Genomic DNA, 20,659 nt, shown 5'->3' with positions numbered 1-20,659 from the left:
AGTTGAGTGACACCATGCAGGCACCGCCCTTCAAAACACCAACCAGCGATCAGAGCCACAAGGGCACCGTGTTTTTGTGGCAGGATCACTGGCAGGTACTCGGGCAATTGATGCCCAACCGCTCCCACCGCCACATAAGCGCTTCTTTGCTGGTGGGGCTCGACCGTCCCTTTCGGCTGGCTGTGGACGGTGAATGGCGGGAAACCCGCGCCGCCATCGTCGCCCCTGACGTTCCCCAAGCACTGGAGCCTGGGGAGGCCAGAATCTGGAGCGTCCAGCTCGACCCCGACAGCGTTTACTGGCGGTCCCTGAAATCTGTTACGGCAGGCATGGCCTCCACGGATCTTTCGTTGACCGGTGTGGATCTGCCTGACCCCGGGGAGACAGGCTGCGAGGCCATGGCCGGCGCGCTGGCAAAAGTAATCTCCCGGAGCGGGCACGCGCCCGTTGCGCTGGACGACCGTATAGCGGCCATTTGCGGGAAGCTGAGGGCAGAACTGCCGGAACGCCTGGAACTGAACTCTCTGGCTCAAGGTGTCGGGCTGTCCTCGTCACGGCTGACGCATCTGTTTCGCCAGGAAACGGGCGTGCCGCTGCGACGTTTTCTTCTGCACCTGAAGATCAACCGGGCATTGGCGTTCTGGGAGCCGGGTATATCCGTCTCCCGGTTGGCGACGGAGGCCGGATTCTACGATCAGCCCCATCTGGTTCGCACGGCACGTGATATGTTCGACGCGTTGCCGTCCGCCTATGTAGCAGCGGGATGGTTCAACGTATGCCGTTGTGGTCTCGATGATCAGGCTTTGTCTGACTTCTCGCGTTGACGTTCAGCTTCTTCCCGGGCTTCCTGCTCCACCATGGCGGGCGTCTCCAGCGAAATTCGCCCGAGCTTCCCGGAGCGGAATTCGTTGAGCAGTATTTCCGACACCTTGTGCAGGTCCGGAACCCCGCCTCTCCCCAGAAATCGACGTTTTTCCGCGATGCCGTCCATCAGTGCCAGGCCGTCCCGAGGTCTTTCTTCGAAGCCGTAGCGTGCCATTGCCAGTTCGGGATACGCGTCCAGCAGATAATCCGCCTCGAATAACGCCACGTCCTCAAACTCAATCACCGCACTGCGAATGGCGCCACTAATGGCCAGACGGTATCCGCAGGCCTCCGGAGAAAGCTTGGGCCAGAGAAACCCCGGTGTGTCATAGAGCAGGACGTTGTCTGGCAGCTTGATGGCCTGCTGCGCCCGGGTTACTGCGGGCTCATTCCCGGTCTTTGCTGCCGGCCGGCCCGCCATGGTGTTGATCAATGTGGACTTGCCGACATTGGGGATACCGAGAATCATCACCCGCAACGCCCGCTTCTGGCGATCATGATCCGGCGTCATTTCACCGGCCAGTCGCAGGATGTCGAGGGCTTCCGCGCGCTGGTTGTGGGTCATGGTGATGGCCCGAACGCCACGTTCCTTTTCCAACCAGCCGAGCCATTGTTCGGTAATGGCCGGGTCAGCCAAATCTCGCTTGTTAAGCACCTTGATGACGGGCGTATCGCCGCGCAGGGCAGGGACCAGCGGATTTTCACTGCTGAACGGCAGGCGCGCGTCCACGACCTCGATAATGAGATCCATCTGGGGCATTACCTTTTTGATTTCCTTGCGGGCCTTGTGCATGTGCCCTGGAAACCAGTTAATGGCCATGGTTGATACTCCTGAAGTGGCTGAACGGCGCCATTATGGACGGGAATGACTAAATTTTCACATTTCTCTCAACCCGCCCATGGTGGGAGCTGAGGCATGTGAGGGTGTGAAGTATGTACAAAAAGAAGGGGGTTCGGGGTGAAATACCCGGTTGTTTTGATTTAGGGTGTAGGGCTCGAAAACCCAAAGCGACTTAAATAATCGATTAGTGGAGATTTCTATGAAGCTCGTGAAACTGTTCGGAATTGCCCTGATTGCTATCGGGCTGTCTTCTCCGGCGATGGCGCAGCAATCTGGCGGGCAGCCGGACCAGGTTGATCAGCTGGCTCAGATGGTTGGCTTGAGTGAAGACCAGCAGAAAGAAATTCGCGGCATCATTGAAGAGATGCAGGCTGAGATTCAGGAGCTTCAGGGCGAAGCCCAGCAACTGCAGCAGCAGATCCAGGCTCAGATCAAGCCGGATTACGACGAAGACGCGATTCGTGACAACGCCGAGAAGCTGGGTGATGTAACTGGCGAGATGACAGCAATGTCTACTCTGATGCAGGCCAAGGTGGATGCTGTGTTCACTCAGGAGCAGCGTGACGAGTTGAACAAGCGCATGCAGCAAATGCAGCAGCAGATGCAACAGCAGCGTCAGATGCAGCAGGGTATGCAGTAAACATCTGTTTTCCGGGTTAACCCCCGGAGCCCGAAAAAACCGCCTTTGCCTCTGGCTTGGGCGGTTTTTTTTGTGACGGTAGCCTGCTGGTTGGGAGTCAGGTCGCGGCGGGGCGGGCCTACATCGGTGCGACAATCACCAAATTGTGAAGGCTAGGAGAGTGTTACTCACAATTCAGCCCCGAACGGCTTAACCAGCACAATAAGCCGAGGCAACAACGTAAGCGCCCCCACCAGAGCCATAAACATGGCAAAGCCCGTAAACAACCCGAAGTAGATGGTCGGGATGAAATTCGACAGCACCAGGATCGAAAACCCGGTGATAATCGTCAGCGAGGTAAAGAACATCGCCTGCCCGATACTGCGGTGGCAGCGGTGCATGGTGGCGAGGTAGTCGCCGTCTTTCTCGAATTCCGTCTTGAAACGGTGGATGTAGTGAATGGTATCGTCCACTGCGATCCCCACCGTGATGGCCGCCACCGTGATCGTCATCATATCCAGCGGAATGCCCAGCCAGCCCATCAGACCCAGCACCGAACCCGCCGCGATCAGGTTCGGGGCCATGCCGATCAGCGCCAGCTTTATCGACCGGAACAGGATCAGGAACATCACCATGATGGCTAGGAACACAATGCCGATGGTCTTGATCTGGGAATCGAACAGGCTTTGCAGCATGTTGTTGTACATCACCGTCATGCCCGTGAGCTTCACCTGATCGTCCTCAAAGCCCATTTCTTCAGTGAGGTGAGTGCGTATGCGGTCCAGCAATGCCTGCCGGCGCAGGTCCGGGGAGGTCTCCAGGATGCGGATGCTGAAGCGGGCCTGGTCGTGTTCTTCGCTGATGTAGGGGGTCAGAAGAATGTCCTTCAGATCGTCCGGCACCGCCGAGGGTACGAACGCCAGTTCCAGGGCATTCAGGGGCTCGCCACCGTTAACCTGGGCAAGGATGTCCAGGGTGGTGTCGATGGACATGACCTTGCCGGTCTCTGGCAGGCTGTCCAGGTAGTCGTGAACCTTACCCAGGCGGTCCATCTTCTGATAGGTGAACCAGGTGTCCCGGTATTCCTCGGCACCCTCGCAGTCCTCCACAAACGGATCGCAATCACTGGCAAAGGGGTCGCCGCCGGCTTCGCTTTCGGGTGGTTTCTCGTCTGTGATTACCACATCCAGAGGGGTCGTGCCTCCCAGACGGTCATCAATGGTGATCATGCCCTGGTGGATTTCGGTGCTGGACTTGAAGTAGTCGATGAAGCTGTTTTCCACCGTCAGGCGGTTCAGGCCGATGACGCAGAGCACCGCGAGGATGGCGGAGCCGACTAGTACGGTTTTGCCGTAGTGCTCGGTAAACCGCGCAAACCAATCGGTAAAGGGAATTCGGTTGGAGCGAACCCGGTCGTCCACCGGCGGTGGCAGCAGTGCCAGCAGGGCCGGGAAGATGATAAATGTGATGAGGAAGGCCACGGTCAGGCCGATGGTCATCATCCAGCCAAAATCGATCACCGGGCGGATACCGCTGAAGGTAAGCGAGCCGAAAGCAACAATGGTGGTGATGGCCATGTAGAAGCAGGGTTTGATCATCGCCAGCAAGGTGTGCCGCAGCGTATCCCGTGATTCGGCTTCAGGGTCGTCGTGCTGGAACTCCCGATAGCGAACGATCAGGTGGATGGTCAGCGACAGGGTCATGATCAGCAGCAACGACACGAAATTGGATGAGATCACCGTGACTGGCCATTGCGCCCAGCTCAGGTAACCAATCACCAGCCACACCGTAAAGCTGCAGCACAACAGTGGTACCAGCACCCAGCGCCACTGGCGGAAAATGATTGCCAGGGTCAACAGCAGGAAGATCAGCACACCAACACCGAAGGTGGACAGGTCGTTCTGGATGAAACGGATCATGTCGGCAACGATCATGGGTACGCCGCCCAGGTAGATCTCGGCGCGGTCACGGTAGCTGTCGAGGATGCCCCTGACCCGTTTGATGGTGCGGTCCCTTTCCTCGCCCTGGGCCTCGGTGAACTCGATGAATGCCTGGCTGACGGTTTCCAGTCTTTGCTGTTCTTCTGCCGAGGCTTGGCCGCTCTGCACTTTATCCCGCAGCTCGTTGCGCTCCCGGAGCAGTTCAAAATAGCGCTCGGGAGTGGGCAGATTCACCTGTATCGCAGTGGTGCGCGCGTCTTCACTGATCAGCAGGTTGGGGTACAGTGGATTGTTGAGCAGCGCTTTTTTGGCGGTGTCCGGAGTAACGTCGTCCTCGTCAATGGTCTTGATCTCTGAGTTAACGGTGTCCAGGGTCAGGTCTGGGCTGTGGAGCAGGGGGACGTTGAGAATGCTGTTGGTGGAGCTGACATTCTCCAGGGCTGCGAGCTCATCTCGCAATGACGCCAGCAACGCCAGGCCCTCGTTGCTGAACAATTCCTGGTCGGGCGTATAGGTAACAACGAGAAAATCGTCGGAGGTAGTGAAGCGGCGGTTCACTTCCCGGTACTGCTCCAGGGAGCGATCATCTTCAAGAACCAGCGACTCGGCCGAGGCATCCAGGCGGAACTGGTCCAGCCGCAGGCTGGCTATCAACAGCAGGGCACCAAACAGCAGAAGTACCAGAACAGGACGGGGGAAAATCAGCCGGTCATAGAAAGATCGAAGCCAGGACATCGTAAGAATTACCCTACACAGTGAAAGCGAGTGCAGAGTGTGCCACAAACTGTCCGTCGACGGTGCCCCTGTTTGAGGCCTATTCCAGGGAATTGATCAGTGGTTCAGTCTACCGCTTTGACCGGAATCTGCTGTGCGTTGGAGGAAGCAGGTACGTCTGGCACCGCAAGGCCCAGGTTATTCTTTTCGAACACACGATCGGCACGGTAGCTGGAACGCACCATGGGGCCTGACGGCACTTCCATGAAACCTTTTTCCAGGCCAATCTCGCGGTAGCGATTAAAGTCGTCCGGGGTTACGTAATGTTCTACCGGCAGGTGGTTCTGAGTGGGGCGCAGATACTGGCCCAGGGTCAGTATGTCGACGCCGATAGCCCGCAGGTCGTCCATGGTTTCGAGGATTTCCTCTTCGGTTTCACCGAGGCCCAGCATCAGGCTGGTCTTGGTGAGCACGTCCGGACGGTATTGCTTGGCGTGCGCCAGTACGCTGAGGGTTTTCTCGTAGCCGGCGCGGGGGTCCCGCACGCGGGTGGTCAGGCGCTTCACGGTTTCCACGTTCTGTGCGAAAACGTCCAGGCCGGAGTCCACGACCTTCTCAACGTGCGCCATGACGGCGTCAAAGTCCGGTGTCAGGGCTTCCACTGCGACATGGGGAGTGCGCTGCTTGATGGCGGACACGCAGGCTGCGTAGTGAGCGGCGCCGCCGTCGTCCAGATCGTCCCGGTCTACGGAGGTTAGTACGATATAGCGCAGGCCCATGAGTTCAACGGACTTCGCGGTATTTTCCGGTTCCTCATGGTCCAGCCAGCCTTTGGGGTTGCCGGTATCAACGGCGCAGAAGCGGCAGGCGCGGGTGCACACGGAGCCCATCACCATAATGGTGGCGGTACCGTTGGCCCAGCATTCGCCGATGTTCGGGCAATGGGATTCCTGGCAGACCGTGCTCAGCCGGTGTTCGCTGACGTTCTTGCGCACCGCTTCATAGCGCTCGCCACCGGGCATGCGTGCACGCAGCCAGGACGGTTTACGCTGGGTTTTGGTGTCGATGATGCCCGAGCCCGAGCGCTTGATGCCATCCTTGATCGCTGAGAATCCATGTTCGTTGCGGAACTTTGAACCACTGGTGACGCGTGATTTGGCACTGTCGCTCATTACTGGGGGACTCTCTTCTCGGCGGCGGATAAAAGGCTTGGCTGACCCTAAAGGGTAATCTGCGCCGGCGGAGGATACAAGGCAGGTACGGACAATCACGGGGGTTCCGGGCACGACTTTCGTCGTACCCGGCAATCACATCAGGCGGTTGCTTTGTCCAGCGCCTGGCTGATATCGGCAATGATGTCATCCACGTGTTCGATGCCAATGGACAGGCGCACCAGATCCTCACTGACGCCCGCACTTGCCAGTTCCTCCGGATTGAGCTGCCGGTGTGTCGTTGTGGCGGGGTGACAGGCCAGGGATTTGGCATCACCAATGTTGACCAGGCGGTAGATCAGTTGCAGGGCATCGATGAATTTCGCGCCATTCTCAAGCCCGCCGGTGATGCCGAAACTGAGAATGCCTGACGCACGGCCGCCGCAGATTTTGTCGCAGGTGGCTTTGTAGGGGCTGTCGTCCAGGGTGGCATAGTTTACCCATTCCACCGACGGATGGTTTTGCAGGAAATTGGCCACTTTTTCGGCGTTTTCACAGTGTCTTTCCATGCGCAGGCCGAGTGTTTCAAGGCCCTGCATGATCAAAAAGGCATTGAACGGAGCCAGAGCGGCGCCGGTATTGCGCAGGGGAACCACGCGGCAGCGCCCGATGAAAGCCGCTGCGCCAAGGGCTTCGGTATAGACCACGCCGTGGTAGGACGGGTCCGGCTCGTTGAGCATGGGGAACTTCGCCTTGTTGGCGGCCCAGTCGAACTTCCCGGAGTCGACCACCACACCCGCTACGGTGGTGCCGTGGCCGCCGATGTATTTGGTCAGCGAGTGCACCACGATGTCTGCACCGTGTTCGAAGGGCCGGCACAGGAAAGGCGTTGCCACGGTGTTGTCGACGATCAGCGGAATGCCGTGTTTGTGGGCAATGTCCGCCCAGCGCTGGATATCAACCACATTACCGGCCGGGTTGCCAATGGATTCGCAGAACAGGGCGCGGGTATTGTCATCAATGGCTTTCTCCACCGCGTCAAAATCATCGTGTCGTACCATGCGGCAGTTGATGCCCTGGTTCGGCAGTGAGTGGGCGAACAGATTGTAGGTGCCGCCATAGAGCTGGCCGGTGCTGACAATGTTATTCCCCACTTTGCAGATGGTCTGGAGCGAGTAAAGGATGGCCGCCATGCCCGAGGCTACTGCGAGCGCACCCACACCACCTTCAAGCTGCGCCATACGTTCCTCCAGTACGGCGTTGGTGGGGTTCATGATGCGCGTGTAGATGTTGCCCTGTACCTTCAGGTCAAACAGGTCCGCACCGTGTTGGGTGTCGTCGAACGTGTAGGAGGTGGTCTGGTAGATGGGCGTGGTCGCGGCGTTGGTTGTCGGATCGCCGTTGAAGCCAGCGTGAAGGGCGAGAGTTTCCGGTTTCATGGTTGAGCATCCCTTTTATCAAGCGTTGTTGTTGAGGTCGAACATCCCGATTGAGTATGCCACAGGCACAGGAACGTGAGCATTGTTTCATGTTGACCCTCATTGGCTTGTGACTTCCGTGTTTCCGCGCTAGGTTCGAACAGATATGACAGCCACAAACCTGCAAATAACAACAGGCATCATCCGCCAGACAACAACGCCCCCCCTTGGCTCCAAGACGGGGGCCGCTTGGGCCGTCCTGCTTTCCCTGTTTCTGATCGCTTGCAGTGATGATTATCCGGAAGATGATGGTGGGCGGGCCCCAGCCGGCGCTGATGTAAACGCTCCGAAAAGCCGTCTGCTGGAACATCCGGAAACCGGTGAGAGACTGGCCGAAAGGCAGGTGCTTGTTCGTGGCAATGCCAGTGAACCTGCTTCCCTGGACCCCCAGCTGGTCCAGGACAGCGTGGGTGGCGCCATCGTGGTTGACCTGTTCGAAGGGTTGACCCGCAGCGGCCCTAGAGGGGATACCGAACCGGCGATGGCGACGTCCTGGGCCTCATCGAACAATAACCTGACCTGGACATTCCAGCTCCGTGAAGACGGCCGCTGGAGCGATGGCAGTCGCGTTACCGCCCAGGATTTCGTGTATGGGTGGCGCCGGGCGGTCGACCCGGAGGTAGGCTCAAACTATGCGTATTACATCGAGTCTGCCGGGGTGGCCAATGCCGGCGAGATCATCGCAGGGGAAAAGACACCGGATACGCTGGGTGTGCGCGCTGTCGACGACTTCACCTTCGAGGTGACCCTGGACGAGCCGATCACCTACCTGCCGGATATGACCGTCCACTACACGATGTTTCCTGCCCCCCGCCAGGCCATCGAGGCCCACGGCGAGGACTGGACTAGGCCTGGCAAGATGGTTTCCAACGGAGCCTATACGTTGAACGCCTGGCATATCGGCGAGAAGCTGGTGGCGGCTCGCAATCCCCGCTACTGGGGGGATGACAGCACCATCATCGACCGGGTGGTTTACCTGCCGATCGAATCTTCGTCCGCCGAGCTTCAGCGCTACGCCAGTGGCGAGCTGCACATGACCTCCACGGTGCCGGTGTCCCAGATGGCCCGGTTGAAAAAAGAGCGGCCCAAAGAGTTGGTGATGGTACCCAGCATGGCCACGTACATGTATGCCTTCAACGTCGACAGGCCGCCCTTTGACGACGTGAGAGTGCGTCGGGCGCTGACCTACGCCATTGACCGCAATATCATCGTCAGCTACATCACCCGGGGCAACCAGATGCCGGCATTCACACTGACACCGCCCTACGTCAGCGGTTTCGACTTCCGGCAGCCGGAGTACGCTACCTGGTCCCAGACCCGCCGCGACGAAGAGGCGCGCGAAGCCCTTGAGGAAGCCGGCTACAATGAAGACAACCCACTGGAATTCGAACTGCTCTACAACACCGACGAGAGCCACAAGGCGCTGGCCATCGTGGTCAGCCAGATGTGGAAAGAGAAGCTGGGGGCAAAGGTCACCATCAGCAATCTGGAGTGGAAAACCTTCCTCTCCGAGAAGCAGGCTGGCAACTATGGTATCGCCCGGTTTGGCTGGAAAGGGGATTACAACGAAGCCTCCACCTTCCTGACCCTGCTAACCAGCGACAGCGGTAATAACGACGGCGGCTGGAGCAATGAAACATACGACCAGTTGCTGCTGGATGCCCGTTCCAGCGACGACCCTAATCCCTACTATGTCAGGGCCGAGGAGATCCTGTGGCAGGCGTTTCCGGTGGTGCCGGTGTACTTCAACACCACGGTGGCGCTGGTGAGCCCGTCCCTGAAGGGCTATCCGGAGAAGAATCCCCGTAACATTGTTTACAGCAAGGATATGTACATCACTGCGGACTGAGGGAAGCCATGTTCAGTTTTATCATCAGGCGTCTGGCGGTAGCGGTACCAACCATTCTGGCGTTGATCACTGTCTCGTTCGTGCTGATGCACGCGGCACCTGGCGGCCCGTTTACCAACGAGCGTAATGTGCCGGAAGCGGTGATGGAAAACATCGAGGCCAAATACAACTTGGATAAGCCCCTGTGGCAGCAGTACCTCATTTACGTGGGCAACGTCGCCCAGGGCGACCTGGGGCCCTCGTTTCGTTATAAGGACTTCACGGTCAATGAGCTGATCGAGTCCAGCTTTCCCCGGTCCGCCTACATCGGTGCCTGGTCCTTCCTGTTCGTGGTTGTGTTCGGGGTGGGGCTGGGTGTGGTTGCGGCCCTGAAACAAAACCGTTGGCCGGACTATACGGTGATGACCGCCGCCATGACCGGGGTGGTGTTCCCCAATTTCGTGATGGCGCCGTTGCTGGTGCTGCTGTTTGCCGTCACGTTGCGCTGGTTGCCTGCCGGCGGCTGGGAAGGCGGTCAGGTGGAATACATCGTGCTGCCGATCATCGCCATGGCGACGTCCTACATTGCGCAGGTGGCGCGGATTACCCGTAGCAGCATGATAGAGACCCTGCGCAGTCCGTTCATCCGCACCGCCCGAGCCAAGGGCATTCCCCGCCACAAGATCGTATTGCGTCATGCCCTCAAGCCCGCGTTGATTCCGGTGGTGTCGTACCTTGGGCCGGCTTTCGTGGGCATCATCACCGGTTCGGTGATCATTGATCAGGTATTTTCCACGGGCGGCATTGGCCAGCACTTCGTCAACGGTGCCATCAACCGGGACTACTCACTGATTCTCGGGGTCACCATTCTGGTGGGCGTACTGACCATCGTCTTTAACGCGGCGGTGGATATTCTCTATACCTGGCTGGACCCGAGGGTGCGTTACTGATGTTTTTCTCCGACAAACATGCGGGCATGGGCGAACTGGCGGACACCCTTGCGGAAGACGCCTACACCGAAGGCCGCAGCCTGTGGCGTGACGCGCGACGGCGTTTTATGAGCCACCGTGCGGCGGTGGCTAGCCTGGTCGTGCTGGCACTGTTGCTGTTGTTCGCGGCCTTCGGCCAGTACCTGTCACCCTGGGATAACGAGTCCATCGACTGGGCCAGTTTGCCAAACCTGGATGAAGATGGCTTGCCCAGCCTGGCGAGCCAGCACTATTTCGGTCTTGATCCCATCGGCCGGGACCTCTACCAACGCACTGTGCAGGGCAGCCGTATTTCCCTCATGGTCGGCGTTCTCGGAGCGCTGACGGCGGTGGTCATCGGCACGCTTTATGGGGCCATTTCCGGTTACGTGGGTGGCCGTACCGACGCCATCATGATGCGGACGCTCGAAGTGCTCAGCGCCTTTCCCTTCATGTTCCTGGTGATCGTTCTGATGGCGGTGTTCGGGCGCAATGTACTGCTCATTTTCGTAGCCATTGGCGCGGTGAGCTGGCTGAATATGGCCCGGATTGTGCGGGGCCAGACCCTGAGCCTGAAGCGCAAGGAGTACATTGAGGCCGCCATGTCCGTCGGTGTGCATCCCTTCCTGATCGTGCTCCGCCACATCGTGCCCAATGTGCTGGGCGTGGTGATTGTTTATGCAACCCTGCTGGTGCCGGAGATGATCCTGTTCGAATCCTTTATCTCGTTCCTGGGGCTTGGGGTGTCGGAACCCTACACCTCATGGGGTGCGCTGATTTCCGAAGGCGCGGATGCCATGTGGACCGCGCCATGGACCCTGATTTTCCCGATGCTGATGCTGGTGCTCACCCTGTTCTGTTTCAATTTTCTCGGCGACGGGCTGCGGGATGCCCTCGACCCTAAAGACCGCTGAGCCGGCAGGAACCCGATCTATGGCAATGCTGGAAGTCAATAACCTCGAAGTGGCCTTCGATACACCGGATGGCACCTTGCAGGCAGTGAGGGGGCTCAGCTACCAGTTGGAGGCTGGGCAGACTCTGGGCATCGTGGGTGAGTCCGGCGCGGGTAAAAGCCAGGGGGTATTTGCGCTGATGGGCCTGCTCCCGGACAACGCCCGGGTCAATGGCGAGGTGATCTTTGAAGGCGAGCCACTGCTTAACTTGCCGGAAAAGCGGATGAATCAGATCCGTGCGGCCCGCATCGGTATGATTTTCCAGGACCCGATGACGTCCCTGAACCCGTTCATGAAAGTCAGCGACCAGCTCATCGAAGTGCTGGTGCAACACAAAGGCATCAGCCGCAAACAGGCTCTTCAGGAATCCCTGCAGATGCTGGAAGCGGTTCGTATCCCCGAGGCCCGCAACCGAATTCATTGTTACCCCCATGAATTCTCCGGGGGTATGCGTCAACGGGTCATGATCGCCATGTCCCTGTTGTGCCGGCCGCGCCTGCTGATTGCGGACGAACCCACCACTGCCCTGGATGTCACAGTTCAGGCTCAGGTGATGGACCTGTTGCAGGAGCTGCAACAGGAATTCAATACCGCGATTATCCTGATCACCCACGACCTGGGCGTAGTGGCCGGAAGCTGCGACCAGACATTGGTGATGTACGGTGGCCAGATGATGGAATTCGCTGCCACCCGGGACCTGTTCCGGGATCCCTCCCATCCCTATACCAAAGGCCTGATGGGCGCCATTCCGCGTATTGATGAGCAGATGGATGAACTGGTCACCATCCCCGGCAACCCGCCCAACCTGATGAACCTGCCGCCGGGCTGTCCATTCTGCGACCGTTGCCCCGTGGCGGAGCCGCGCTGCTATCACGAACTCGACCCACCGGAGCGATTCGGGGCAGAGCGGATTCGTGTATGCAACCTGCCAAGGGAGGCGATTCGATGAGCGAGCAACAGCGCCTGCTGACGGTGGAAAACCTGCGGGTCACCTTCGACATCATGCCTCGCAACGCCTGGCCCTGGACCCGGCCGCAGCCACTAAAAGCGGTGAACAACGTCAGCTTCACCCTCAACGAGGGCGAAACCCTCGGCATCGTGGGTGAGTCCGGCTGCGGCAAGTCCACCCTGGCAAGGGCCATCATGGGCATGGTACCCAGCCAGGCGGGAAAGGTGGTGTGGTTGGGCGAGGACCTGCGGGGGCTCAACCTGAAACAACTGCGCAAACGTCGCCAACGCCTGCAGATGGTGTTCCAGGATCCGCTTGCTTCCCTGTCGCCACGAATGACCGTCGGCGACATCATTGCTGAGCCCCTGCGTACCCACTACCCGGATATCAAGGGCGCCGAGCTAAGGGAGAAAGTGGATGCCATCATGGATCGCGTTGGCCTGCACCCTCACCAGAAAAACCGCTACCCCCATGAATTCTCAGGCGGCCAGTGCCAGCGGGTGGGCATTGCCCGGGCGTTGATACTGGAGCCGAAACTGATCATCTGCGACGAGCCCGTCTCCGCCCTCGATGTGTCGGTACAGGCCCAGGTGATTAATCTGCTCAAAAACCTGCAGCGGGACATGGGCCTGTCATTGATCTTCATTGCTCACGACCTGAGCGTGGTCAAACACATCAGTGACCGGGTGATGGTGCTGTACCTGGGCAATGTGGCCGAAAACGCCCCCCGTGCTGAACTGTTTGCCAACCCCCGGCACCCTTACACCCAGGCCCTGATGGCCGCGGTGCCGATCCCGGACCCGGAGAGGGAACGGGCCAAGCCCCCGGCGGAACTGGAAGGCGACCTGCCGTCGCCGATGAATCCCCCCAGCGGCTGCGTGTTTCGTACACGATGCCCGCTGGCGACGGACTATTGCAGTGGGGAAGTGCCGGCACTGGAAGACAAAACCGGGGCAGGGCATTGGGTGGCCTGTCACTACGTAGAGCGACGGGAATCGTAATAAAGTGTGGAAACGATGTCGAAATTCGCAACGCTGATCCGACAAGAAGGTAACAGGGCACTAACAACCTGTTTCTACCACCTACAATCTGGAGAGCGTGAACCATGACATCAATGATTTTTGTAAACCTGCCGGTAAAAGACCTCAATGCTTCCATGGCCTTCTACGAGGCGCTTGGTTTCAGGAACAACCCCCAGTTCACCGACGATACTGCCGCATGCATGGTCTGGAGTGAGGCCATTCACGTCATGTTGCTCACCCACGACAAATGGCGCACATTTACTGACCGCCCAATTCCGCCGACCACCTCCAGCGAGGTGATGCTGGCCATCTCCTGCAACAACCGCGAAGCCGTCGACGCGATGAATAATGCTGCCGCTGACAACGGCGGCGTTGCAGACATCAACCCGTTACAGGACCTGGGGTTCATGTATAACAGAAATCTCGCCGACCCGGACGGGCACGTATGGGAAGCCATGTGGATGGACCCCACAGCGATTCCCGGAGCCAATGACGAAGGCCAGGGAAGTGCCGGTGCTTGACGGCAAGACCAGGCCGGGCACTGGGTGGCCTGTCATTACGTGGAGCGCGAGGAAAAATTGAACTAAGCTTGCGGTGTGAATGGATATCCGTTGACGAGTCACTCTTATGGACAGGAAGTCTGTGCGCTATCAGCCTCTACTTATCGCCTTCCTCGCGATCGCAATGCCCGTGAATCTTTCGCGCGCACAGGAACCGGTGCGCGTCGGAATTGTTGCCGGGATAGAGCGGGAAATAACGGTTTCGGAGGGAGCGTTGGAGGGGCGCTTTTCCGGTTTCTATCGGTGCGTGTTCGAACGGGTTCCCGGGGATTTTCAGTTCGTTGAAATGCCTTTGGCGCAACTGCTTTACCAACTGCGAAAGGGCGGTGTTGCGGTAGGCCTTCCCCTGGTCCAGACCTCTGAACGGGACCGCTACGCTGATTTCGGTGGGAGGCTCTTCCAGACAGAGTACGTCTACCTGTTTCTGAAAGAGATGCCTCCCCTCAACCAGACGGCTGGCCTCACCTATGCGTTCGTTAGGAAGTTCGTCGGGGATCAACTGGTTCAAGGCGAAAACGCAAAGATTCTACCCGTCTCCGAATGGCGCCAGGCAGTCTACCTGCTCAAGCTGGGCCGGGCAGATGTGGTGGTCATTCCCTGGGTGCTCGTTGACAAGTATATGGACGGTTATGAGGGCGATTATTTTGTGCGTAGGGCAGCCTGGGTAGACATTTCCCTATACGTTTCCCATGAGCATGGGAATGGCCGGTTGACGGAAGATCTGCGCAAGGCCATTCGATGGTGCCGGTATCGAAACGATCTCAACTGAGGCTGGCGTCGTTGTCAGGAAACACCGTGTCGTAGCACCAGGTGAAAACGAACGCATACACCAGGTAAAAGACCACGAAGGCAATGTCGACGATCAGTGCCTCAACCAGCCCAATGCCCATCCACCAGGCGATGACCGGAAGGAAGGTTATCATCAGGCCCAGTTCAAAGCTGAGCGCATGAAATAACCGCATCTTCAGTGACTTGCGAGTAGAGCCGGTAAGCTGTTTCAGGCCGTGATCGAACATGAGATTGAAGAGGTAGTTCCAGCCGGTTGCCATGGTTGCACCTATGGCAGCCAGGACGCTGGTTTTGTCGAGCTCGAAGCCAAACACAAGTGCGGCTAATGGGATGGCGATAAGCAGGCCGATGATCTCGAACGAGACGGCCTGACGGATTCTGTCTTTAGTGGTTCTCATGGAAATTCAGGAACAATGGAGGCGGGTCGTCCCGCGTTCAATTCCCGGGAAGGGCGGGGGCGTCCCCGAAACGAAAAAAGGTCACGACGTGAGTCGCGACCTTTTAAATTCTGGTAGCAAGGGGCGGAGTCGAACCGCCGACCCCGGCATTATGAGTGCCGTGCTCTAACCAACTGAGCTACCTTGCCAAATTCGTTCTGGATGAGCTCCAAACGAGGCGCGTATTTTCTGGATTTTACCCGGTACTGTCAACCCTCTTTTAGGTTTTGTGTGCTCGGATATCTTGGATTGCGATGGTTGCCTCTTGTTCGGGAACCAAAAAAACATATAATGATAATTATTATCATTATATGTCCGCTCGTATCAGCGTGCCATTCCGGCCATTTAACCACTTTCGTTGTTTTATCCATGACCATTCCCGCGCTTGCGCCGCTGTTTATTGGTGACTTTGAGTACTACCGGACGATCCTGGTGTTGCCCGACGATACGCGCCCCGCTACACCGGCGCGGGACCTGGTTACGGAGGATGGCTTGTCGTGGTTGCTGGAGTGTTATCGTCGTACCCAACCCGGTGACGATGACCGCGCACTGCTTTCCCAATGGTCGCGTACCTATTTTGCAAAGCTCGTTATTCCGACGATAACGGCCAACCTCGTGTTGGGTCGGGAATTGCCGGTCGGGCTCGACACACTTGAGATTATTATGGGTTGCGATGGTCTTCCTGAGGCTTTTCGTATTCCCGATGAAGGTCGCCCCTTTGAGCGGGTGCCAGCGTGCCCGTTTGAGCGTTTTGGAAAGCTCCTGGAGGAGAATTTCGAGCCATTAGTCGTGGGGTGGAGTCGCCAGGTTAAACTGTCTGGCAAGGTGCTCTGGAATAATGCTGCGAATTACATCGAATGGCTGGTCGGGGCGTTGACACAAATGGGTGTGCCGTCGGCCTGCCTGGAAGATGGAAGGCGGCTTATAGAATCCGAGTACCGCCCAGACGGAAAGCGAAACCCGATGTACCGTCCCGTGCGGTATATTCCCCGTAACGTGGGCCCCTCTCCGTTACGGCAGCGTCGACAATGCTGTATACGGTACCGCTTGCCAGGGTTGGAGCTGTGTGAGAATTGCCCCCATATTGATCGGCCACCCAAAGGGGCAAAGCTGCCTGAAAGTCTTGCTTATAGCGTCTGACGCTACGCGCCGGAAGCAGAATGTCCGTAGGCCGGAACCACTATCAGGCTGACAAGCCGATGCTCTTCCCGGATAAACCATGCGTCCAGTTCAGTGTGCGATGTCCATTCCTGTGACAGTGTTTTGAGCAGGCGCAATCGGGCGCTGCCGTCGGGGTGCCAGGACAGAACTTCTGCGTGTTCAAAGTAGAATCGCTGTTGAACAAGGGGGTAGAGTGCTTTGAAGAGCGTTTCCTTGAGGCAGAATGCCAGGGTAATAAAAAAACCCGCCTGACTGGTTAGCTCGGCGCTGAATCGTTCCTGCTCAGAAGGCGTCAATATTTGCCGGCAAAGCGGCAGGGCGCGTTCATCGGGCATGATGACTTCCGCGTCCAGGCCAACTCCGGCGTAATCCTGTTGCTGGCCGATAACCGCCGCAGCCCAACCCCGGGTGTGGGTGATCGAGCCCACGCAGCCAGTCGGCCATACCGGCGCCCGGTCATCGCCGAGGGCTGGCACCACCGGTTGCCCCGTGGCGCGCAACAAGCCTTCGCGGGCGCAGAAACGGCCAGCCAGGTATTCCGCCTGGCGTTTGGCAACAGCCCTTTCCACCGACGGTGGTGGGACGATGTCACTGATCGTGAAGTCGTCCGGTTTGAGGTTATCGGGGTCAAAGTCCAGGCTGATCAGCTCAAGCCCCGGCAACGATTGCGGCCAGGGCCACCGGTCATCCGGGGTACTGCAGCATGCGGGCACGAGGCTCACCGTCAGAACGCTCCTGCGCGGTCAGACATTGAACCGAAAGTGGACAACGTCGCCGTCCTGGACGATGTATTCCTTGCCCTCAAGGCGCCACTTGCCGGCTTCCTTGGCTCCGGCCTCACCGTTGTACTTGACGAAGTCATCGTAGCTCACCACTTCGGCGCGGATGAAGCCGCGTTCGAAGTCGGTATGGATCACGCCTGCCGCCTGTGGTGCGGTAGCGCCCACTTTTACCGTCCAGGCGCGGACTTCCTTCACCCCTGCGGTAAAGTAGGTCTGAAGGTTCAGCAGGCCGTAGCCGCCGCGAATGACCCGGTCCAGGCCAGGCTCGTCCATGCCCATTTCTTCCAGGAACATGGATTTTTCGTCGTCTTCCAGTTCGGAGATTTCGGCTTCTATCTTGTTGCAGATAGGCACCACAACTGCGTTCTCGGATTCCGCAATCTTTTTCACGGTGTCCAGGTGAGGGTTATTCTCGAACCCGTCTTCGCTGACGTTGGCGATGTACATGGTTGGCTTTACGGTGAGCAGGCAGAGTTCGCGGATCAGTGCCATCTTCTCTTTGTCGAGATTCATGCTGCGAACCGGTTTGCCTTCGTTCAGCACGGGAAGCAGGGTGTCGAAGACTTCAAGCTGAGCTTTGGCCTCTTTGTCGCCGCTCTTTGCGACTCGCTGAACCCGTTTGATGGCTTTCTCGACGGTTTCCAGATCAGCCAGGGCCAGTTCTGTGTTGATGATTTCGATATCCGACGCCGGGTCAATCTTGTTGGCGACGTGAATGACGTTGTCGTCCTCGAAGCAACGCACCACATGGGCAATGGCGTCGGTCTGACGGATGTTGGCCAGGAACTGGTTGCCCAGGCCTTCGCCTTTCGAGGCACCTTCTACCAGGCCGGCGATATCCACGAACTCCATCGTGGTTGCCACCACCTTTTCCGGCTTTACGATGTCAGCGAGCTTGTTGAGGCGGGGGTCGGGCATGGCCACGACGCCGGCGTTAGGCTCAATGGTGCAGAAGGGGAAGTTTTCCGCGCCAATACCGGATTTGGTCAGTGCGTTGAACAGGGTGGATTTGCCGACGTTGGGAAGGCCGACGATGCCGCAGTTAAATCCCATGGAATGCCTCTGCTGGTGCTGGAAAATTTGGGCGGATTATACCGGTTTGAAGCTGTGCAAGCGATTCATCGCAGCGGGAAGTTTGCCGCTGGCAGCGTCCGGCAGTACGCGAATGATTTCGTCGATCAGGGCGTTGAGTTCTTCGGTTTCCCGTTTGCCCAGGCGGCCGAGAACATAGCCTGTGACCTGGCGGCTGTCGCCGGGGTGGCCGATGCCGATGCGCAGGCGCTGGAAGTCGTTGGTGCCGAGGTGAGCAATGGTGTCCCGCAGGCCGTTGTGTCCGCCATGGCCGCCGCCTTTTTTTAGCTTGGCGGTACCCGGTGGCAGATCGAGCTCGTCGTGGGCAACCAGAATCTGTTGGGGCTGAATCTTGAAGAAGTCCGCCAGTGCCTTGATGGAGAGGCCACTGCGGTTCATATACGTGGAAGGGTTCAGCAGGTGCAGGTCGAGACCCTGAAGCTGAATTCGGGCGTAGAGCCCGTGGTATTTCTTTTCGGGGCGGAGCGACTGGCCCGTTTCACGGGCCAGTGCTTCCACGAACAGGGCACCGGCGTTGTGGCGGGTATTCGCATAGTCGGGGCCGGGGTTACCCAGTCCCACCACCATGAGGATATCCTGTGCCATCTGCCGTTGCCCTCATTCGTACAGGAGCGATTACTCCTTGTCTTCGCCTTCTTCACCCGCTTCGCCGTCTTCGCCTTCGTCAGTATCTTCTGTCTTGGCAGCGCGCGGCTTGTGGATTGCAACGACGGGCAGGTCGTGGTCTTCACCCTGCAGCAGAGCCGCAATACGAACGCCTTTCGGCAGTTTGAGGTCGCTCAGGTGAACAACCTGGTCCATCTCCACGGCAGTCATGTCGACTTCGAGGAACTCAGGCAGGTTCTGCGGCAGACAGATCACTTCTACTTCGTTGATCTGGTGGTTGGCAACGCCGCCCTGGAGCTTGATGGCCGGTGCAGTTTCTTCGTTCAGGAAGTGCAGCGGTACGTTAACGTGGATTTCGTGATCCTTGTCAACGCGCAGGAAGTCAGCGTGGGTCAGCAGCGGCTTGTACGGGTGACGCTGCAGATCCTTCAGGATCACGCTTTCTTTCTTGCCTTCCAGTTCGATGGTCAGAATGTGTGAGAAGAAGGCTTCGTTTTCCAGAGCTTTTTTCAGCTCGTTGTGCCAGATGGAAATCGAAACGGCTTCTTTCTTCCCGCCATAAATGATGGCCGGAATTTTACGCTCCTCACGACGCAGGCGGCGGCTCGCACCTCTCCCCTGATCGCCACGAGGAAATGCTTCGATAAGAAATTCCTGAGACATGGTTATAACCTCAATTTTCACCAGAGCGGCCCGCGACCAGGTCCTGAACCGGTGATATTTTCGATATGCCGGCTGTTTTCCGGCGGACTAAACAGACCGGGAGCCCACTGGGCTCCCGGTCTGGATTCTTTTCACTAAATCAGGTGGTTAGCTGATCAGGCGTTCTCAAACATCGCGCTGATGGACTCTTCGTTGCTGACGCGACGAATGGATTCCGCAAGCAGCCCAGCCATAGTGAGGATGCGGATCTTATCACAATTACGCGCTTTGTCACCCAGTGGGATGGTGTCGCAGACAACCAGTTCGTCCAATTCGGAGGCGTTGAGGTTGTCAACAGCCGGGCCTGAAAGGACGGGGTGGGTGATGTAGGCGACCACGCTGGCGGCACCATGCTCCTTAAGAGCGTTGGCGGCTTTGCAAAGCGTGCCGGCGGTGTCGATGATGTCGTCCACCAGGATACAGGTCTTGTCCTTTACATCACCGATGATGTGCATGACCTGCGACACGTTGGCCTTGGGACGGCGCTTGTCGATGATGGCGAGGTCGGCATCGTCCAGTCGCTTGGCAACGGCGCGGGCACGAACAACGCCGCCAACGTCAGGAGATACCACTACGAAGTTCTCAAAGCGCTGCTTCTCGATATCCTCAAGCATGACCGGGGTGGCGTAGATATTGTCCACCGGAATGTCGAAGAAGCCCTGGATCTGGTCGGCGTGGAGGTCAACGGTCAGGACCCTGTCAACGCCGATGCTGGAAATCATATCTGCAACCACTTTGGCACTAATGGCAACACGGGTGGAGCGAACACGGCGATCCTGGCGGGCATAGCCATAGTAGGGGATAACCGCGGTAACCCGGGTGGCAGATGCACGGCGCAGTGCGTCGGCCATCACGATCAGTTCCATCAGGTTATCGTTGGTGGGGTTGCAGGTGGGCTGAATGATGAAGACATCATGCCCGCGAACATTTTCGTTGATTTCAACGGTGGTTTCACCATCGCTGAAGGTTCCAACGGTGGCCTGGCCCATGGGAATGTGAAGTTTCTGGGCGATGGCCTTGGCAAGCTCCGGGTTGGCGTTGCCAGTAAAAATCATCAGTTTGGACACGACGGCATCCTTCTCGGTATCGGCGTTTGATTCAGAAGAAGCGGGAGAAAGGTGGCTGGGGTGGCAGGATTCGAACCTGCGCATGACGGGATCAAAACCCGTTGCCTTACCACTTGGCGACACCCCAGTATCGTGC

20 protein-coding genes and 2 tRNA genes are annotated in these 20,659 nt (G+C 58.1%); 10 read left to right on the top strand and 12 right to left on the bottom strand.

Features of this window, described 5'->3' with window-relative positions:
* The first annotated feature begins 2 nt into the window (after positions 1-2).
* Entirely contained in the window at positions 3-824 is an 822-nt protein-coding gene (locus B2590_RS02535) for a helix-turn-helix domain-containing protein (RefSeq protein WP_286810577.1), read from the top strand.
* On the opposite strand, the gene ylqF is transcribed toward B2590_RS02535, so the two are convergent.
* The gene (gene ylqF / locus B2590_RS02530) at positions 797-1,684 is read right to left on the bottom strand and encodes a ribosome biogenesis GTPase YlqF (protein WP_041333456.1); all 888 of its coding nucleotides are present in this window, start codon (positions 1,682-1,684) and stop codon (positions 797-799) included. The two genes, B2590_RS02535 and ylqF, sit on opposite strands and share 28 nt — an antisense overlap.
* Before the next feature lie 220 nt (positions 1,685-1,904).
* Between ylqF and B2590_RS02525 the strand changes: the two genes are divergently transcribed.
* Positions 1,905-2,345 (top strand): Spy/CpxP family protein refolding chaperone, encoded by a 441-nt coding sequence (locus B2590_RS02525; protein WP_036203929.1) that lies wholly within the window; start codon positions 1,905-1,907, stop codon positions 2,343-2,345.
* Positions 2,346-2,512: 167 nt separating this feature from the next.
* Here the strand turns inward: B2590_RS02525 and B2590_RS02520 are convergent, their stop codons facing one another.
* From B2590_RS02520 to B2590_RS02510, 3 genes are all read right to left on the bottom strand, one after another.
* Positions 2,513-4,999, bottom strand: coding sequence for an efflux RND transporter permease subunit (locus tag B2590_RS02520; protein ID WP_091644379.1), 2,487 nt, complete (start codon positions 4,997-4,999; stop codon positions 2,513-2,515).
* A 104-nt stretch (positions 5,000-5,103) separates the two neighbouring features.
* A complete protein-coding gene (lipA, locus tag B2590_RS02515) occupies positions 5,104-6,150 on the bottom strand; it encodes a lipoyl synthase (RefSeq protein WP_036203934.1) in 1,047 nt (348 codons plus the stop codon).
* A 140-nt stretch (positions 6,151-6,290) separates the two neighbouring features.
* Positions 6,291-7,568: an O-acetylhomoserine aminocarboxypropyltransferase/cysteine synthase family protein gene (locus B2590_RS02510; RefSeq protein ID WP_036203937.1), complete on the bottom strand. Its 1,278-nt coding sequence runs from the start codon at positions 7,566-7,568 to the stop codon at positions 6,291-6,293.
* Between the two features lie 145 nt (positions 7,569-7,713).
* Here B2590_RS02510 and B2590_RS02505 point away from each other — a divergent pair, with 145 nt between their 5' ends.
* The 7 genes from B2590_RS02505 to B2590_RS02475 all read left to right on the top strand — a co-directional run bounded on the left by B2590_RS02505 (position 7,714) and on the right by B2590_RS02475 (position 14,656).
* Positions 7,714-9,456: a peptide ABC transporter substrate-binding protein gene (locus tag B2590_RS02505; RefSeq protein ID WP_091644376.1), complete on the top strand. Its 1,743-nt coding sequence runs from the start codon at positions 7,714-7,716 to the stop codon at positions 9,454-9,456.
* A gap of 8 nt (positions 9,457-9,464) precedes the next feature.
* Positions 9,465-10,385, top strand: a complete 921-nt coding sequence (gene oppB / locus B2590_RS02500; RefSeq protein ID WP_036203943.1) for an oligopeptide ABC transporter permease OppB — start codon at positions 9,465-9,467, stop codon at positions 10,383-10,385.
* Positions 10,385-11,317, top strand: a complete 933-nt coding sequence (gene oppC / locus B2590_RS02495; RefSeq protein ID WP_091644373.1) for an oligopeptide ABC transporter permease OppC — start codon at positions 10,385-10,387, stop codon at positions 11,315-11,317. The genes oppB and oppC overlap by 1 nt, the downstream gene beginning before the upstream one ends.
* A 19-nt stretch (positions 11,318-11,336) precedes the next feature.
* Positions 11,337-12,305, top strand: a complete 969-nt coding sequence (locus B2590_RS02490) for an oligopeptide/dipeptide ABC transporter ATP-binding protein (protein ID WP_036203948.1) — start codon at positions 11,337-11,339, stop codon at positions 12,303-12,305.
* Positions 12,302-13,306 carry an oligopeptide/dipeptide ABC transporter ATP-binding protein gene (locus B2590_RS02485; protein WP_286810578.1) on the top strand — a complete coding sequence of 335 codons (1,005 nt, stop codon included), beginning with the start codon at positions 12,302-12,304 and terminating at the stop codon, positions 13,304-13,306. The genes B2590_RS02490 and B2590_RS02485 overlap by 4 nt, the downstream gene beginning before the upstream one ends.
* Positions 13,307-13,410: 104 nt before the next feature.
* Positions 13,411-13,848: a VOC family protein gene (locus B2590_RS02480; protein WP_091644368.1), complete on the top strand. Its 438-nt coding sequence runs from the start codon at positions 13,411-13,413 to the stop codon at positions 13,846-13,848.
* A gap of 106 nt (positions 13,849-13,954) precedes the next feature.
* A complete protein-coding gene (locus B2590_RS02475; protein WP_091644365.1) occupies positions 13,955-14,656 on the top strand; it encodes a transporter substrate-binding domain-containing protein in 702 nt (233 codons plus the stop codon).
* Here B2590_RS02475 and B2590_RS02470 read toward each other — a convergent pair.
* The gene (locus B2590_RS02470) at positions 14,649-15,074 is read right to left on the bottom strand and encodes a PACE efflux transporter (protein ID WP_041333471.1); all 426 of its coding nucleotides are present in this window, start codon (positions 15,072-15,074) and stop codon (positions 14,649-14,651) included. The genes B2590_RS02475 and B2590_RS02470 overlap by 8 nt on opposite strands.
* A gap of 111 nt (positions 15,075-15,185) precedes the next feature.
* Positions 15,186-15,262: transfer RNA gene (locus B2590_RS02465), tRNA-Met, on the bottom strand.
* Positions 15,263-15,482: 220 nt separating this feature from the next.
* Between B2590_RS02465 and fhuF the strand changes: the two genes are divergently transcribed.
* The gene (fhuF, locus tag B2590_RS02460; protein ID WP_286810579.1) at positions 15,483-16,253 is read left to right on the top strand and encodes a siderophore-iron reductase FhuF; all 771 of its coding nucleotides are present in this window, start codon (positions 15,483-15,485) and stop codon (positions 16,251-16,253) included.
* Positions 16,254-16,255: 2 nt separating this feature from the next.
* Here the strand turns inward: fhuF and B2590_RS02455 are convergent, their stop codons facing one another.
* The 6 genes from B2590_RS02455 to B2590_RS02430 all read right to left on the bottom strand — a co-directional run bounded on the left by B2590_RS02455 (position 16,256) and on the right by B2590_RS02430 (position 20,650).
* Positions 16,256-16,996: a 4'-phosphopantetheinyl transferase family protein gene (locus B2590_RS02455; protein ID WP_286810580.1), complete on the bottom strand. Its 741-nt coding sequence runs from the start codon at positions 16,994-16,996 to the stop codon at positions 16,256-16,258.
* A gap of 21 nt (positions 16,997-17,017) precedes the next feature.
* Positions 17,018-18,109: a redox-regulated ATPase YchF gene (gene ychF / locus B2590_RS02450; protein WP_075196009.1), complete on the bottom strand. Its 1,092-nt coding sequence runs from the start codon at positions 18,107-18,109 to the stop codon at positions 17,018-17,020.
* A gap of 36 nt (positions 18,110-18,145) precedes the next feature.
* Positions 18,146-18,733 (bottom strand): aminoacyl-tRNA hydrolase, encoded by a 588-nt coding sequence (gene pth, locus B2590_RS02445; RefSeq protein WP_041333474.1) that lies wholly within the window; start codon positions 18,731-18,733, stop codon positions 18,146-18,148.
* Positions 18,734-18,763: 30 nt separating this feature from the next.
* On the bottom strand, positions 18,764-19,417 hold the full coding sequence (locus B2590_RS02440) for a 50S ribosomal protein L25/general stress protein Ctc (protein WP_036205694.1): 654 nt from the start codon (positions 19,415-19,417) through the stop codon (positions 18,764-18,766).
* A gap of 155 nt (positions 19,418-19,572) precedes the next feature.
* Positions 19,573-20,523, bottom strand: a complete 951-nt coding sequence (locus B2590_RS02435; protein ID WP_036205696.1) for a ribose-phosphate diphosphokinase — start codon at positions 20,521-20,523, stop codon at positions 19,573-19,575.
* Between the two features lie 52 nt (positions 20,524-20,575).
* A tRNA-Gln gene (locus B2590_RS02430) sits at positions 20,576-20,650 on the bottom strand.
* Positions 20,651-20,659 lie beyond the last annotated feature (9 nt).

Source organism: Marinobacter sp. UBA3604, assembly GCF_002375325.1.
GTDB classification, from domain to species: Bacteria; Pseudomonadota; Gammaproteobacteria; order Pseudomonadales; family Oleiphilaceae; genus Marinobacter; species Marinobacter salarius.
This window is presented reverse-complemented; position numbering and strand designations above follow the sequence as displayed.

What these genes read in the sequence shown, in the direction of transcription:
- ylqF (WP_041333456.1), bottom strand. Translation starts at nt 1,684, where the DNA reads ATGGCCATTAACTGGTTTCCAGGGCACATGCACAAGGCCCGCAAGGAA.
- B2590_RS02525 (WP_036203929.1), top strand. Translation starts at nt 1,905, where the DNA reads ATGAAGCTCGTGAAACTGTTCGGAATTGCCCTGATTGCTATCGGGCTG.
- B2590_RS02520 (WP_091644379.1), bottom strand. Translation starts at nt 4,999, where the DNA reads ATGTCCTGGCTTCGATCTTTCTATGACCGGCTGATTTTCCCCCGTCCT.
- lipA (WP_036203934.1), bottom strand. Translation starts at nt 6,150, where the DNA reads ATGAGCGACAGTGCCAAATCACGCGTCACCAGTGGTTCAAAGTTCCGC.
- B2590_RS02510 (WP_036203937.1), bottom strand. Translation starts at nt 7,568, where the DNA reads ATGAAACCGGAAACTCTCGCCCTTCACGCTGGCTTCAACGGCGATCCG.
- B2590_RS02505 (WP_091644376.1), top strand. Translation starts at nt 7,714, where the DNA reads ATGACAGCCACAAACCTGCAAATAACAACAGGCATCATCCGCCAGACA.
- oppB (WP_036203943.1), top strand. Translation starts at nt 9,465, where the DNA reads ATGTTCAGTTTTATCATCAGGCGTCTGGCGGTAGCGGTACCAACCATT.
- oppC (WP_091644373.1), top strand. Translation starts at nt 10,385, where the DNA reads ATGTTTTTCTCCGACAAACATGCGGGCATGGGCGAACTGGCGGACACC.
- B2590_RS02490 (WP_036203948.1), top strand. Translation starts at nt 11,337, where the DNA reads ATGGCAATGCTGGAAGTCAATAACCTCGAAGTGGCCTTCGATACACCG.
- B2590_RS02485 (WP_286810578.1), top strand. Translation starts at nt 12,302, where the DNA reads ATGAGCGAGCAACAGCGCCTGCTGACGGTGGAAAACCTGCGGGTCACC.
- B2590_RS02480 (WP_091644368.1), top strand. Translation starts at nt 13,411, where the DNA reads ATGACATCAATGATTTTTGTAAACCTGCCGGTAAAAGACCTCAATGCT.
- B2590_RS02475 (WP_091644365.1), top strand. Translation starts at nt 13,955, where the DNA reads ATGGACAGGAAGTCTGTGCGCTATCAGCCTCTACTTATCGCCTTCCTC.
- B2590_RS02470 (WP_041333471.1), bottom strand. Translation starts at nt 15,074, where the DNA reads ATGAGAACCACTAAAGACAGAATCCGTCAGGCCGTCTCGTTCGAGATC.
- fhuF (WP_286810579.1), top strand. Translation starts at nt 15,483, where the DNA reads ATGACCATTCCCGCGCTTGCGCCGCTGTTTATTGGTGACTTTGAGTAC.
- ychF (WP_075196009.1), bottom strand. Translation starts at nt 18,109, where the DNA reads ATGGGATTTAACTGCGGCATCGTCGGCCTTCCCAACGTCGGCAAATCC.
- pth (WP_041333474.1), bottom strand. Translation starts at nt 18,733, where the DNA reads ATGGCACAGGATATCCTCATGGTGGTGGGACTGGGTAACCCCGGCCCC.
- B2590_RS02440 (WP_036205694.1), bottom strand. Translation starts at nt 19,417, where the DNA reads ATGTCTCAGGAATTTCTTATCGAAGCATTTCCTCGTGGCGATCAGGGG.